Raw genomic sequence first — 13,375 nt, forward strand, 5'->3', positions numbered from 1 at the left:
TATTGGCGCGGCCCCGGCGTGACCAATCAATTTTTGCACGCCATGCATGAGCGAAACTAATGCGTACCGTGCAGCGCGTCCTGTGCGGCTGCCTGCACGATCCACGCGCGGAAAGCAGACGCCGCGTCGCTCAACGCGCCCTTCGGCGTGACGAGCCACCAGCCGATGCGCGGGTCGTCGAGCACCGCGTCGGGCAGCGCCTCGACCAGCGTCTGGCTCGCCAGTTGCTGGGCGATCAGCCGATGCCGCCCCATCGCGATGCCCTGCCCGGCAAGCGCGGCTTCCACAACGATGTTGTAGTCATGCAGTTGTACGTGCTGCGCCCGGCTCAGGTCCAGCCCAAAGCGATGCGCCCAGACTTCCCACTCGAAGGAATGTTTCGAATACGAAGCCAGAAGCGGGAAGCGCAGCAGGTCCTGCGGCTTGCGCGGACGGTTCCTGCCGCTGACAAGGGACGGGATGCACACCAGCGACAGACGTTCCGGCATGAGTTGCTGCGAACGGACGCCCGGCCAACCGCCACGGCCGTAACGGATCGCCACGTCGACCTCGCCGCCGGACACGTCGGCCAGGGCGATCTCGGGTCGCAACTGCAGGTCGATACCGCCATGGGCGGCCGAGAAAGCATGCAATCGCGGCGCCAGCCAGCGCGTTGCAAACGAGGCCAGGATCCCGACCGTCAACGTGGCCCGCTCATCGGCATGAACGCGAACCTCGCTGGTGCCGGTCCGCAGCAGTTCAAAGGCTGCGTGCACTTTCCCGTAGTACGCCAGGCCCTCCGGCGTGAGCGCGACGGCGCGCGTGCGCCGCTCGAATAACGCAACGCCCAGGTCGGCTTCCAGTTTCTGGATCTGGTGACTGATAGCGCTTTGTGTCACGAAGAGTTCCTGAGCCGCATGACTGAAACTCAGACGCCTCGCGGCGGCTTCAAAAGCGCGTAGCGACAGGAGAGGCGGTAGTGGGCGGGCAGGATGCATCGGGTGTTGGCGATGGGTGTTGGCGATGGGTGTTGGCGATGGGTGTTGGCGATGGGTGTTGGCGATGGGTGTTGGCAGTAAGCGTTGGCAATAAGCACGAAGAGTTTGCCATGCTACGCCACCTGGTGCCGGGAGGCGCTGACCGGGTGCCGTCGACAAGCGCCACTGCCTTTAAAAAAAACCCTATTGAGCGACGGATTCCCGCAACTCGCGCCGTTAAAGAGACTGAAGCACAACGTTCGCGGTTCATCCACATCCTGACAGCACTGAAAGCTGATGCGGCCAACGCGCCGCAGTGATGGGCCGGCCAACGTGACTGCCCCCTGTTTCCCGGCTCATGCGTTCGATTCCCTTACTATGACAACTCAAATACTGGTCGTTGACGACGATGTCGAACTCCTTGGTTCGCTGGCCGCCTTTCTCGGACGAGAAGGGATGGCGGTCTCCGTGTTGCACGAAGTGAGGTCGCTCGGGGAACACATCGAACGGGACCCGCCCGATCTGATTGTCCTCGACCAGATCATGCAAGGCGTGAACGGCCTTGCCGCGCTGACCAAACTGCGCGCCGCGGGCAACACCGTTCCGGTGATTCTGACTTCGGGCGCCGACGACATGGACCGGATCGTGGGGCTCGAAATGGGCGCGGACGACTGCATCGGCAAACCGTTCAATCCGCGCGAACTCCTTGCCCGCATGCGGGCCGTATTGCGGCGACAAACCCTGCCTGCGCCGGGCACCGCACGGGAAGAACCCGCCGTCGTTGGAATTGGCCCATTCACGCTGGATCTTCAGTTGCGCACGCTCATCATGGAGAACAACCGCCGGCTCACGCTATCGGCGGGAGAGTTCGCGCTGCTAAAGGTCTTCGTCAATAATCCCATGCGCACGCTGACCCGGGAACGCCTGCTCGAATTGCTGCACGGCCCGGAAGACGATCACACCGACCGGGGCGTCGACGTCCAGGTGTGGCGCTTGCGCAGAATCCTCGAAACGAACCCCTCCTCTCCGAGGTTTATCCAGACCGTGCGCAGTCATGGTTATGTGTTTGTGCCGGATGGCGCGCAGCAGTCCTCGAGGCACTGATTCGTCACTCGCCGCGAGGCGCGCAAGCCTGAGTGTGGATGTGGACAAGGCCTTCAAGGCACTGCATTATCCATGCTGGCGAGCAGCGCCGAACCCGAGAGGCGAACAATGCCCAGGCACAACCCAGCGCTTCATCGCAATGAAAAAGTCCCCATGACACCGGCTCGCCGGCGGCTTCTGATCGCCGGCGCGATACTGCTGATCGCAGCGCTAGGCTGGGGACTCTCGGTGATACTCGAACCCGCCTTCCGCCACACGATCGTCATCACAACCGGCGCGGACAACGGGATCTATCGCGGCTTTGCAGATCGCTATGCACCCATCCTGAAACGCGACGGTATCAAGCTCGATATCCGCAGTTCGTCGGGCTCGAGCGAAAACTATCAGCGCCTGACGGACCCGAACAGCAACTACGAAGTGGGCTTTATCCAGTCCGGCACCACCAGCCCCAAGGACACCGACCACCTGCAGACCATCGCCGTCGTCTCCTATGAACCGATCTGGGTGTTCTACCGCGGCGAGCCCATCGTCAACCGGCTGGCACAACTGCGTGGCAAGCGGATTTCAATCGGCGTTCCCGGCAGCGGCCTGCTGAACGTGTCGCAGACCTTGCTCGGATACAGCGGCGTCACGCGGGACAATACAACGCTGCGCGAAATGGACGCGACCCAATCCTATCAAGCGCTCGAAAACGGTCAGCTGGATGCGGCGTTCTTTATCGGCAGACCCGATGCGCCGATGCAGACCACTCTGCTCAACAGCAATCTCAAGCTGATGAGTTTTGTGCAGGCCGACGCGCTGGTGCAAAAATTCCCGTCGCTATCCAAGGTTATTTTTCCGCGCGCGGCGACCAGTGTCGTCAACGATACGCCGCAGACCGACGTCACGCTGCTCGCCGCCACTGCGTTGCTCGTCTCCAAAGACACGCTCCACCCTGCACTCGTGTACCTGCTGCTGGACGCGGCCAGGACTGTGCACGGCGGCGAAGATTACTTCACGCCGCTTGGCGTGTTTCCCAATCTGAATACCGAGGAATTTCCGGTTTCCGAAGAAAGCGAGCGTTACTTCAAAACGGGACGCCCGTTCCTGCAGCGCTACCTGCCGTTCTGGCTGGCCAGCTTCATCGAAAGACGCTTGCTGATCCTGCTCCCCTTCATGGCTTTATTGCTCGGGCTCATCCAGGCGTTGCCGCGCATGGCGGAGGCGCGCATCAAGAAACGCCTGGTGGTCTGGTATCGCGAGATCAAAGCGCTCGAAGATGAAATATGGAAGAGCCAGCACCCTGCTGCCGATCAGATTGCAAAATGGCAGGACGAGATTGAACACATCGATGCGAATGCCAACCAGATCAAGATGCCACAGCGTTATATCCACGACGTCTACGTGCTCAAACAGGCGATTGGCGTAGTCCGGGACCGGATTGCCCGTGTAGCGCGGGAGCAATAACCTAACCCGCCGGCGCGGCAGCATCGTCGATGATCGGTTGGCGCGCCATGAACCAGTAGAACAGCGCCGCACATCCGGCGATGATGCCGCCGGAGATAAACGCGAGCGCATAAGAGCCCGTGCGGTCGACGATGATGCCCGCGACGACGGGCGAGAAAGCCCCGCCGAAGTAGCCGCCGAAATTCTGGATCGCGCTCACCGACGCAATCATCGACGAAGGCGCGATATCCGCCGCGAGCGCCCATGCCGAGCCGACCACGGCGGCGATGAATGCGAGGCCGACGGTGAATAGCACGATCGTCACGCTGAATGCGTGAGTGAACGGCAACGCAATCGCGCACACCGCAGCGCCCACGGAACAACAGGCGATCAATAAGCGCTTCGCGTCGATCGCCGATGCGAGATGGCGATCGACGATCTTCTTTGCCAGATACCCCACCGCGATCTCCCCTACCGCGCCGCCCGCCCACGGAATTCCCGCGACCACGCCGAGTTGCGCGAACGAAATGTGAAAGCGGTCGAGCAGATAGAGCGGCAGGAACACGAGGAAGATGTTCCACAGCCAGATCGTGCAGAAGTATCCAAGGATCATGCCCCACACGCTGCGGCGGCCGAACAGCGAACGCCATTTGAGCGAGGAGCTCGCGAGCGACCGTTCGTGACCGCCACCGCCTGCTTCGATGTAGGCAAACTCGTCCTTCGACAGACGTTTGCTGTCGGCCGGATTGCGATACAGCAGCAGGAACAGCAGCGCGAACGCGATCCCGACCGCGCCGGTCACATGAAATAGCGAGCGCCAGCCGAACGCGACCATCAATGCAACCAGCATGGCGGGCGCGAGTGCCGGCCCCCACTTCGACGATGAATCCCACACGCCTGTCGCGAAGCCGCGCTCCTTGGCCGGAAACCACGCCGCGGTAATTTTCGCCGAAGTCGGCCAGCACGGCGCTTCGCCTACCGCGAGCAACGCGCGCATCACCAGCAAGCCGGAGATCGAACCCACTACACCCGTTAGCCAGGTCGCGACACTCCACCAGATCATGCCGAGCGCATACGCTCGCTTCGCGCCGAAACGGTCGATCACCCAGCCCGCAGGCAACTGCATGACCGCATAGGTCCACGCGAACACGCTGCCGAGCAGACCAATCTGCGTACGTGTCAGACCCAGTTCCTGAATCATGCCGGGAGCGGCGATCGAAAGACTTGCGCGGTCCAGGTAGTTGATGATCCCGCCGATCAGCAGCCAGATCAGGACATGCCAGCGGAAATTGAGGCGGGCGGGCTGCGCTGCGGCGGCCGATACGGGAATGATGGGTTTGTTCAAATCGTGTCTCCGTCCAGATGGCCTTCTGCGGCCATTCGTTGTCGCCGGTGGCGTCTTTTAGCACTGCGCAACACGATGCTCGCTTGCACGCATCGTGCCGTCACAGAGCGACCAGTGTACGGACAGCGCCCCACCGGTTCCAATCAGGAAACCGCATGGGGCGATAGCGTTTTCGTTATCGGCCGGATCGGGTCGGGTCGGGTCGGGTCGGGTCGGGTCGGGTCGGGTCGGGTCGGGTCAGGCTAGGACGGGCGCAGCATGAGTTTCTGCACTCGCCAGTTCAGAAGCTCGGCAACCAGCAGCACGTTCTCGGATGGGCAGGCCATTTGATGAATCCAGCCAAACTGCTTCAGTTGCTTGCCGGATTGACCCAGCACGCCAAGCAGTTTGCCTTCGAGTGTCAGTTTGTAGATGCGTCCCGGAAACGCATCGGAACTGTAGAGCACCTGATTCGGGCCCGGAGAAATGCAGATCGCCCAGGGCGAGCCGGGCGCAAAGGTGCCCTCGGCCAACGTGGCCTCGTCCGGCACGTTGCCGATCGCGGGTTGCGCGCCAGGGGGCACGGGTACGTCGATGGTGAACTGCCGCTGGAAATTGCCCTCGCCGTCGAACACCTGAATGCGGCGGTTGCTGCGATCGGCTACGTAGACGAGCCCCTTGGCGTCGACTGCGATGCTATGCGGCGTATGGAACTGCCCCGGCCCCGTCCCACGTTCGCCCCAGGATTTGAGCCAGTTGCCGTCCTTGTCGACTTTCGCCACGCGGGAGTTGATGTATCCGTCGCTGATATAGGTGTTGTCAGCGCTGTCCCACGCGACGTCGGTAACCTGCCGGAAGCGTCCCGGCTCCGCCGGCAGGGGTGGATTCGGATGCTTGAGCGGACCGGTTGCTTCGTCCGCCGCCTCCTGCTTGCGGCCAAACACCATAGCTACGCGTCCTTCCGGCGTGAACTTGATCACCATGTCGGAACCCTTGTCGGTCACCCAGATATTGTCGTGCCGGTCGAGCTTGACCGTATGCGCGAACGACCAGGCATACAGGTTGTGCCCGATCTCGCGGACGAAGCGGCCGTCCGGCGCGAACTCGAGCAACTGGGCCGCGGCCGCGCCGTAGGCAGGCCCAGTCGAGTTGCCGCGTGAGAGCACAAAAATATGCCCCTTCGAATTGAAGCTGACACCCGAGCACTCACCGAAATAAACGTCGCGTGGGAGATGCAGGAAATCGGCAACCGACTCGTAGGCGATGCCTGGGACAGAATCCGCATAGGCGAGACCTGGAAAGAGCGCGAATGCCGCCGCGCTTTCGGCGGCGAGGGTGAGGAAGCGGCGACGGCTCAAGACCGCGCTCTGGGCGCTATCACAGCAAAGACAGGAGTACGACGGTTGATCGTTCATTGGCTTGTCTCCTTTCGCGCGCCTTGCGTGACGGCGGCGTTGTCGGTTTTCGCGCCAATGTATGCGGCATGTCCGGATAACAGGCGCACCAGGTCTTGCACGCCGAGAATACACCGTGAAGAAGCACACGCAAATTCATTGCACCGATAAGATCACGCGTACTATCCCGACTGTCCGACTCAACCACCGCAACCGCCATGCGCCGCGTTTCACTCGAGGTGATATCCATGCTCAGGAATATTTCGCAAGCCTGCTTCGCAACTATTGCAACTGCCATGCTGACCGCATGTGCAATGCCATCCGCAAGTCCGCCGAGTGCATCCATCGACCCGCCTCAAGGCGAGCGCGTGATGACCCTCACTGCCTCCGGCGTGCAGAATTACTCGTGTGAACTGGACGCGCAGGGCCGTCTCGCATGGGTGTTCAAGAGCCCGCAAGCAACGCTCTACGACGCGAGCGGTCACGCCGTGCTCCGGCATGGCGCAGGACCCTCATGGGAAGCGGAAGATGGCAGCCGGATCGTAGGCCGCGTGCTCGCACAGCGGCACAGCGAAACAGCGGCGAGCATTCCCCAGCTATTGCTCGAAACGCATAGCACGTCCGGTAACGGCACATTGTCAGCAGTGCGATATGTGCAGCGTGTGCATACCGTCGGCGGGTTAGCGCCGGCGGCCGCGTGCTCGACGGAGCATCAAGCTGGCAGCTCGCCGTACCTCGCGAACTACGTGTTCTACCGGTAAGCCGGCCACGCATCGCTGCGCGCGCTTACTTCACGTTGGGCTGGTTCGGCGGCGGCAGTGCCGGATCGAGTTTCGCGGACTGTCTCACTAGCTGATCGGTCATTGCGGCCGCAACCGGGTTCGAGCCGGGGCGATATGGGTCGTTATGACCGGATTGCGGCTGCGGTGGCGGCAATGCCGGATCGAGTTGTGCGGATTGCTTGACCAGTTGGTCCGTCATCGCGGATGCGAGCGGATTCGAGCCTTGACGATGCGAATCGTCACGCCTGCTTTCGGCTCGCGGTGCGGGCATGCTTCTCGGTGCAACGGAAGCATGAAGCGCGACAGATTCACGTGGCGGCGTTTCTGGCCGCGCTTCCGGTCGCGGCTCCGGTCGCATCTCCGGCCGCGGCGCTTGCAACGCGACTTTAGCCGGCGAACCGGATTGCGTCACCACGGTGCCGCTCACAACCTGATTGGGGTCAGTCGCCGTGTGGCCAGTGACAGGCGCTGCGCCGGCCACACTTCCCGCCGCCATATGCGCGTCATCCGATTGAGAAGACGATTGGAAGGACGTCACGGCCAATTCCGCCGAATTGTCTTTCGGGACGTCGGTGTCGGCTGCCGAGCGATCTCGCTCCTGCAGCAGCAAGAAAGCGCCGAATGCCACCTCCACGAGCAGCACAGCGACTATCACCGATTTACGTACATTCCTCATATTAACCACCGATTCGTTCAATCGATGCGATTGGATTGATGATGGCCGCCCACTCGAAGAACGCGCAGGACGGCAGGTTCGCGGCGTAAGCCCGCGGCAGGTTGATGTGGGGTGATTTACTCGGCCCGCACACATTGATGTGTCCAGCGGCAAGGGTCTGGTGATTCATTCCACCAAACAGCACGGGACATGCCCGTATGCTAATGCGAAAAAACAATCTCTGCTGAGCGGACGCAAGGTTCACGCGAAATAGTCCGAAATCCGCTAGCACGCTCCACGCTCGCTGCCACGGGAGAACACCATGCAACGACGGTACGATTCACCCGCACCGAACGCTCAGATCGCCTCTGCTCCGCTTCCGGAAACAAGGCGCGCTGCCATAAAGTCGATCAGCGTACGGATGCGGCGCGCAACCGGACGGCCCGCCTGCCACACCAGATGCACGGGGACAGGTTCGGGTTCGAACGCATCCAGCACCGTCACCACCTGCCCCGCGTCGAGCAGTTTCTGCACCTGAAAGATCGGCGCCCGGCCGATGCCCGCTCCGGCCGCGGCGGCCGCGTTACATGCCAGCGCACTGGAGGAGCGGAACCGCCCCGTGACCTCGACCGCGCCGCCGGCCCGATTGAATGTCCACATCTCGCGCTCGGCGTGCTGGCGCAGGATGCAGTCGTGTGCGCCAAGATCGGTCGGATGAACCGGGTAGCCGTGGGCGGCGAAATAGTCCGGTGCGCCGAACACCACGCGTCGCAACGTGCCCACCTGTTTCGCGCGCAAGTTCGAGTCCGGCAGACGTCCAAGGCGGACCGCGAGATCGATGCTGGCTTTCGCCAGGTCGAGATGCTGTTCGGCGAGCACGAGTTCGGCGCGGACAGACTCGTGAATCGCCAGAAACGTCGCAAGAATCGGCGAGACGAATTCAGCGCCGAATGCCGTTGGCGCACCGACACGAATACTGCCGCGCAACTGCGTGACCTGGTCGACGAGTTCGTCGCGCGCTGCGTCGATTTCTCCCAGCGCGGGCCGAATTCGCGCGGCGAATTTCAGGCACGCCGCAGTGGGTTCGACACGGCGCGTCGTACGGTGGAACAAGGTCGTATTCAACTCACGCTCGAGCGCGGCAATCGCGCGGCTCACCGATTGCAACGTTCGGCCTAGCGAGCGCGCCGCGGCCGTCAGACTGCCTTCGTCGAGAATGGCTAGCAGCACTTCATAGTCGTCTTTGTTCATGCCCGTCATTCTCTCGTTTTCTGGAAGAATCTCTGACGGCTCGCGCAGCTAGGCGGGAGCCGATCGCCGCTCTACATTCTAGCCATGTTGATACCCAACCGATTCCCAAGGAGGCGATGAATGACCCAACCCAACGAGAATGGCATGCCCATGAAATACAGCGACCGGCTCAATCTTGCCGACGCACGCCAGGTCGCGCGCGCAGCCGAAGAGGAAGCCTTGCGTCACGGTTGGCCCATGGTCATTGCAATAGTGGACAGCGGCGCGCACCTGGTGCTTCAGCAGCGGCTCGACGGCGCGCAACTCGGCAGTCACGACGTGGCAAGACAGAAGGCCGAGACAGCCGTGCTATTCCGGCGTCCCACGCGCGTGTTCGAAGACGCCGTCACGCAGGGAGGACTCCACTTGCGCCTGCTCGGCATGACTAACCTCGTGCCGCTCGATGGGGGGATTCCGCTGATTCGCGACGGCGCCGTGGTCGGCGCGATAGGGGTGTCGGGCATGCGCTCCGACCAGGACGCTCAGGTCGCCCAGGCCGGTGCCGATGCGCTGCCGGGAACAGAATCGCCTGCCGGCGTTTAAGGCTTGCGTTTAAGGCTTGCCCTTAAGGGTGAACGACGCCAGCAGTGAGCGCACGTCGACCTGCTGCCCCTGGAGCATCAGCAGCCTCGCGTGCAATACCAGGTTCTCGAGAACAAGCTTGGCGGTGCTCAGCAGATACAACGCGTGGATGTCGGAGATCGACAGGTTGTCTGCTTCCACCTGGTGATGGCGCTCGACCAGTGAACTCATGACCAGCCGCCTGAGTTCCTGCTCTCCAAATGGAAGGTCAGCGAAGTCGATCGGGTCGTCGGCTTCCACTTCCCGCAGCAGTTCCACCAGCGTTTCCGTGTTCACGTCCATGTGCAGGCTCCATGTTGTCGTTTAAGACCAGCATAGCCAAACAGCGTCACCAGCACTGACAGCCTACCGTGTCTATTCAACAGAGTCCACAATGACCTGACGTCAATGCAGCAGTAGAATGCGCCAGACACGGAGGGTCACCCTATGGCAAGCATAACGAGCATCGACATTGAACAATTGCGTCCGCTGCAGGCAACGGTAGGCATGCTGGAAGTCGATGCAAAACGAAAGCGCCTTCTGGCCATGGATGCAAAGTCTTTGAAAGACTTTTTGAAAAGCGCGCCGATTCCAACCGTCATCGGCAAGCGCGACCGGCACTTCGTCATCGACCATCACCATCTCGCGCGTGCGCTGTGGGACGGCGGCATCAAGAAAGCGTTCGCCGCCGTGGTGGCGGACCTGTCACAGTTGCCGGACACCAAGTTCTGGGACACCGTGATCGAAAAACGCTGGGTGCATCCCTACGACGAGCGCGGCGTCCTGCGAGCCATTTCCGCGATTCCCGATGAAGTCTCCGAGCTCACCGACGATCCCTATCGCAGCCTCGCCGCATTCGTGCGCGACGCGGGCGGCTACCTGAAAACGCCCGAACCCTTCGCCGAATTCCAGTGGGCGGAGTTTTACCGCACCCGCGTTCCAATGTGGACGAGCGAGTCGCAATTCAGGGCAGCGGTCGAGCAGTCTGTCCACCTTGCGTGGAGTCCCGACGCCCGAACGCTGCCCGGTTTCAAATCGCGGCGCGTGAAATAGCGGCGAGCTTACCCACGCCGCTTTTTCTTCAACTCGATCGTTTCAAACAGCTCATAGTTTTGCGTGGGGGTCTGGTCGGCGCCCGGCGCGTGATAGTAGTTCATCGTGATCGTGGTCTCGCCGCCCGGCTGCCCCGGGTCATGGTCGAACACCGCGATGCCGTAGCCCGTGCCGGTATCCCGCTGTGCCGACCAGATTGCGTCTTCAGCAGCGTCCGCTCCGGCACGCACGAATGTCCCCGCGGCTGTGCCGGCGACCGGACGATTGGGCCGCGTGAAAATGCGCGCCTGTGGCAAGCCGGTACCGGCGTCGACCCCGTACACGTCGAGCGGCGCACTCGTGCCGCCGCCGCCGAGAATCAGGTGAATCGTGCCGTGGCTCGTATCGAACGTCGACGCCCCCGCCGACACCGCCGACATCACCGGCCGCGGTTGCAACGTATCGACCACGCGCCCCGTGGCGATGTCGGTGCCCTTGTTGTGATTGCAGCCGCGCACGGGATAGCTGCGCTCGTAATCATGGTCATGCCCGCACAGCACCAGGTCGACGCCGTAGCGGTCGAACAGCGGCAGCCACGCCTCGCGGATGCCCTTGTCGGAGCCGTTGCCGGTCTTCGACGAACTCAGCGCGTCCTGATGCATCTGCACGACGATCCAGTCGACCTCATGACCTTCCGCCGCCCGGCGCAAGGTCCTCTCGAGCCAGCGCGTTTGCTCGCCCTCGCTATAGCCACGCACATAGAGCGACGTGCCCGGCTGAATGGGCGGATTGCCGGTGCTCGCCACCGGCACCAGCGGGTTCGGGCCGGCCACGAAGGCAGCCGCGTCCTGATAGACCACGTCGTCGGCATCGAGCGAAATGAACAGCACCGAGCTCACGCGGAAGCTGTACCAGCGCCCCTGAAAGCGCGTGTGATTCTCGGGCAGCGTGTAACGCGAGAGATACGAGGCGAGACCTTGTTCGCCATTGTTGAATTCGAGCTCGTGGTTGCCCGGACAGGGCATCCACGGCCGGTTCGACGCCGAGGTCTGGCAGTTGTTGCCGAAATCGCGCCACACGTCCGGCTGATGCATCGGGTTCAGGTTGGCGTAGCAGAGGTCGCCGTTGAGCAGGTGGAACAGCGGCTCAAATCGCTCGACGGCCTGAACCGCGAAACGGCTCTGCGGCGACGACAGGACCCAGCCGGTATTCGGCGTCGCGAGATCGCCGTAGCTCGTCCAGCGGAACGGCGCGCGGCCCCGCGGCGCAGTGCGAAAGCTTGCCGTAAAGGGCTGGGCCGCGTTGCTGTCGTTGTCGGCGCTCACCTCGTACTGGTAGCTCGTAGCGGGCTTCAGGCCATGCAGACGGGCGTGATAGGTGAACACGACCTCACCGTTGATGCCGTCGGTGTAAGTGCTTTGGACGCCGTGGGCCGTCTGCCCTGCCTCGCCCGCGCCACTTAAGCGCACCCGCGGGTTGACCGCCGGCGCCGGCGACGACCACGACACGGTCACCTCGCTCGTCGGATCATTGCCCCAGGTCAGATGGATCTGTTCCGGCGTGCCGTCGGGAGCGCCGTTGGCGGCGCGCGCCGTCAACGCGAGCGTGCCCGCGGCCGTCGCAAAACTGGATGCGCCCGCCAACTTCAGAAACCCACGGCGCGAGACGATGCTGGCGCCCTGATCGGTCGGCAAGTCTTTGACGATTTTCTTGTTTGTCATGTCGAGTGTTGTTGTATGGGGGTGGAAGGTCGCCCACGCGAACGGCGGACAGCGGGGCGCGCGCTGCGATGCAGGCCGCGCGTGCCGTGCCGGACCAGGGCGCGACGGAAGTGACAGCGCATCCTAGTCGCGAAGCTATGACAGGCAGATGAAATGGCCGGCCGGGACAAGGCGGCAAAAGCCGTCCACGTCGCGCAGAAAAACCGCCACAGCACCCCAGATTCAGGCATCGCGAGCGGCCTGCCGGACACGCTGAAATACCGCGCCCGGCCCCCCGATTCATTAAGGGGCTGCATCCCTCCCCCCGTCGGCGTGTAAACTGCTGACTTTTTTGACTCTGGTGGTATGGTGCAAGTCCCCCAGCGCACAGCTTTCAGCGGCCCGGCGCTCATTCGATTACTTGCTCGCCTGACGGACGTCGACGTTCCCGAATCCAGCCAATCGCTCTCGGACCGGCTGAGCCAGTGGCTCGGCTGGACCGACGCGATCGCGTTGTCCTCGGCGCTGAACAACAATCCGCCGGCCGTCGGCGCCGGCGCTCGCGCCTTCAACGAGGCTGAAGAGAGCGAGTGCGCCCGCGTGCGCGCGTCGTTGGCGAATGCCATCGTCGGCGACAGCGTGTTTGCCGCCGCGAGGCGGCGCGGGCCCGCGGCGCAAGCGCTCGCCCAAAGCGCCCCCGTGGATGCGCCGGTCGACTACAAGGTGTTTCGTCAGCGCTACCTCTCGATGCAGCAGGCGATGGAAACGGGTGTCGGCAACCTGCGCGGCCGCCTGCGGGCCATGCTGGCCACCAGAACGCCTGCCATGGCGAAGCTGGCGGTGGTAGACGCCGTGATGGAGCGCGCGCTCAGCGAGCGCGAGCGGAATTTGCTGGCCGCCGTGCCTGGCTTGCTCGCGGGGCATTTCGAGCGCTTGCGCGAGGCGGAGCAACAGACGCTGGCCGACGCCGAAGCCTCGAAGGACGACGAGGCAGCCACTGCAACCACGGCGGCCCCACCCGTCTCGGCCGTCATGCCCGGCGCCTGGCTGGACACGTTCCGCAAGGATATGCAGAGCGTGTTGCTGGCCGAACTGGATGTTCGTTTACAACCGGTCGACGGGTTGCTCGCAGCCCTTCGCACCCGCTAACTG

Annotated in this window: 15 protein-coding genes; 7 read left to right on the plus strand and 8 right to left on the minus strand. The window is 62.9% G+C overall.

The window, feature by feature from the left end:
* Positions 1-56: 56 nt before the first annotated feature.
* A complete protein-coding gene (gene gcvA / locus PQR67_RS26545) occupies positions 57-977 on the minus strand; it encodes a transcriptional regulator GcvA (protein WP_408465701.1) in 921 nt (306 codons plus the stop codon).
* Between the two features lie 71 nt (positions 978-1,048).
* Here gcvA and PQR67_RS26550 point away from each other — a divergent pair, with 71 nt between their 5' ends.
* The 3 genes from PQR67_RS26550 (at position 1,049) to PQR67_RS26560 (ending at position 3,506) form a co-directional block, all read left to right on the plus strand.
* Complete coding sequence (locus PQR67_RS26550; RefSeq protein ID WP_408465703.1) at positions 1,049-1,276, plus strand: hypothetical protein; 228 nt, start codon at positions 1,049-1,051, stop codon at positions 1,274-1,276.
* Between the two features lie 58 nt (positions 1,277-1,334).
* Positions 1,335-2,060 carry a response regulator gene (locus PQR67_RS26555; RefSeq protein ID WP_408465705.1) on the plus strand — a complete coding sequence of 242 codons (726 nt, stop codon included), beginning with the start codon at positions 1,335-1,337 and terminating at the stop codon, positions 2,058-2,060.
* 153 nt (positions 2,061-2,213) lie between these two features.
* A complete protein-coding gene (locus PQR67_RS26560; RefSeq protein ID WP_408465707.1) occupies positions 2,214-3,506 on the plus strand; it encodes a TAXI family TRAP transporter solute-binding subunit in 1,293 nt (430 codons plus the stop codon).
* Position 3,507: 1 nt separating this feature from the next.
* On the opposite strand, the gene PQR67_RS26565 is transcribed toward PQR67_RS26560, so the two are convergent.
* The 3 genes from PQR67_RS26565 to PQR67_RS26575 form a co-directional block, all read right to left on the minus strand.
* Positions 3,508-4,830: an MFS transporter gene (locus PQR67_RS26565; RefSeq protein WP_408465709.1), complete on the minus strand. Its 1,323-nt coding sequence runs from the start codon at positions 4,828-4,830 to the stop codon at positions 3,508-3,510.
* A gap of 242 nt (positions 4,831-5,072) precedes the next feature.
* Complete coding sequence (locus PQR67_RS26570) at positions 5,073-6,224, minus strand: peptidyl-alpha-hydroxyglycine alpha-amidating lyase family protein (protein ID WP_408465711.1); 1,152 nt, start codon at positions 6,222-6,224, stop codon at positions 5,073-5,075.
* Positions 6,187-6,549, minus strand: coding sequence for a hypothetical protein (locus PQR67_RS26575; protein ID WP_408465875.1), 363 nt, complete (start codon positions 6,547-6,549; stop codon positions 6,187-6,189). The genes PQR67_RS26570 and PQR67_RS26575 overlap by 38 nt, the downstream gene beginning before the upstream one ends.
* Between PQR67_RS26575 and PQR67_RS26580 the strand changes: the two genes are divergently transcribed.
* On the plus strand, positions 6,452-6,964 hold the full coding sequence (locus PQR67_RS26580; protein ID WP_408465713.1) for a DUF3455 domain-containing protein: 513 nt from the start codon (positions 6,452-6,454) through the stop codon (positions 6,962-6,964). The two genes, PQR67_RS26575 and PQR67_RS26580, sit on opposite strands and share 98 nt — an antisense overlap.
* Before the next feature lie 25 nt (positions 6,965-6,989).
* On the opposite strand, the gene PQR67_RS26585 is transcribed toward PQR67_RS26580, so the two are convergent.
* Positions 6,990-7,256: a hypothetical protein gene (locus PQR67_RS26585; protein WP_408465715.1), complete on the minus strand. Its 267-nt coding sequence runs from the start codon at positions 7,254-7,256 to the stop codon at positions 6,990-6,992.
* Positions 7,257-7,997: 741 nt separating this feature from the next.
* Complete coding sequence (locus PQR67_RS26590; RefSeq protein WP_408465717.1) at positions 7,998-8,891, minus strand: LysR family transcriptional regulator; 894 nt, start codon at positions 8,889-8,891, stop codon at positions 7,998-8,000.
* Between the two features lie 120 nt (positions 8,892-9,011).
* On the opposite strand from PQR67_RS26590, the gene PQR67_RS26595 reads away from it, so the two are divergent.
* The gene (locus PQR67_RS26595; RefSeq protein ID WP_408465719.1) at positions 9,012-9,473 is read left to right on the plus strand and encodes a GlcG/HbpS family heme-binding protein; all 462 of its coding nucleotides are present in this window, start codon (positions 9,012-9,014) and stop codon (positions 9,471-9,473) included.
* Positions 9,474-9,482: 9 nt separating this feature from the next.
* Here PQR67_RS26595 and PQR67_RS26600 read toward each other — a convergent pair whose 3' ends face one another.
* On the minus strand, positions 9,483-9,794 hold the full coding sequence (locus tag PQR67_RS26600; RefSeq protein ID WP_408465721.1) for a hypothetical protein: 312 nt from the start codon (positions 9,792-9,794) through the stop codon (positions 9,483-9,485).
* 144 nt (positions 9,795-9,938) lie between these two features.
* Between PQR67_RS26600 and PQR67_RS26605 the strand changes: the two genes are divergently transcribed.
* Positions 9,939-10,544, plus strand: a complete 606-nt coding sequence (locus PQR67_RS26605) for a ParB-like protein (protein WP_408465723.1) — start codon at positions 9,939-9,941, stop codon at positions 10,542-10,544.
* 8 nt (positions 10,545-10,552) lie between these two features.
* On the opposite strand, the gene PQR67_RS26610 is transcribed toward PQR67_RS26605, so the two are convergent.
* A complete protein-coding gene (locus PQR67_RS26610) occupies positions 10,553-12,244 on the minus strand; it encodes a purple acid phosphatase family protein (RefSeq protein ID WP_408465725.1) in 1,692 nt (563 codons plus the stop codon).
* A gap of 345 nt (positions 12,245-12,589) precedes the next feature.
* On the opposite strand from PQR67_RS26610, the gene PQR67_RS26615 reads away from it, so the two are divergent.
* Positions 12,590-13,372 carry a DUF3348 domain-containing protein gene (locus PQR67_RS26615; RefSeq protein WP_408465727.1) on the plus strand — a complete coding sequence of 261 codons (783 nt, stop codon included), beginning with the start codon at positions 12,590-12,592 and terminating at the stop codon, positions 13,370-13,372.
* Positions 13,373-13,375 lie beyond the last annotated feature (3 nt).

It is taken from the genome of Paraburkholderia fungorum, from assembly GCF_046026025.1.
Taxonomy (GTDB): Bacteria; Pseudomonadota; Gammaproteobacteria; order Burkholderiales; family Burkholderiaceae; genus Paraburkholderia; species Paraburkholderia fungorum_E.

Coding starts and splice junctions, on each gene's coding strand:
- gcvA (WP_408465701.1), bottom strand. CDS start 977: ATGCATCCTGCCCGCCCACTACCGCCTCTCCTGTCGCTACGCGCTTTT.
- PQR67_RS26555 (WP_408465705.1), top strand. CDS start 1,335: ATGACAACTCAAATACTGGTCGTTGACGACGATGTCGAACTCCTTGGT.
- PQR67_RS26560 (WP_408465707.1), top strand. CDS start 2,214: ATGACACCGGCTCGCCGGCGGCTTCTGATCGCCGGCGCGATACTGCTG.
- PQR67_RS26570 (WP_408465711.1), bottom strand. CDS start 6,224: ATGAACGATCAACCGTCGTACTCCTGTCTTTGCTGTGATAGCGCCCAG.
- PQR67_RS26580 (WP_408465713.1), top strand. CDS start 6,452: ATGCTCAGGAATATTTCGCAAGCCTGCTTCGCAACTATTGCAACTGCC.
- PQR67_RS26575 (WP_408465875.1), bottom strand. CDS start 6,549: ATGGATGCACTCGGCGGACTTGCGGATGGCATTGCACATGCGGTCAGC.
- PQR67_RS26585 (WP_408465715.1), bottom strand. CDS start 7,256: ATGCCCGCACCGCGAGCCGAAAGCAGGCGTGACGATTCGCATCGTCAA.
- PQR67_RS26590 (WP_408465717.1), bottom strand. CDS start 8,891: ATGAACAAAGACGACTATGAAGTGCTGCTAGCCATTCTCGACGAAGGC.
- PQR67_RS26595 (WP_408465719.1), top strand. CDS start 9,012: ATGACCCAACCCAACGAGAATGGCATGCCCATGAAATACAGCGACCGG.
- PQR67_RS26600 (WP_408465721.1), bottom strand. CDS start 9,794: ATGGACGTGAACACGGAAACGCTGGTGGAACTGCTGCGGGAAGTGGAA.
- PQR67_RS26605 (WP_408465723.1), top strand. CDS start 9,939: ATGGCAAGCATAACGAGCATCGACATTGAACAATTGCGTCCGCTGCAG.
- PQR67_RS26610 (WP_408465725.1), bottom strand. CDS start 12,244: ATGACAAACAAGAAAATCGTCAAAGACTTGCCGACCGATCAGGGCGCC.
- PQR67_RS26615 (WP_408465727.1), top strand. CDS start 12,590: ATGGTGCAAGTCCCCCAGCGCACAGCTTTCAGCGGCCCGGCGCTCATT.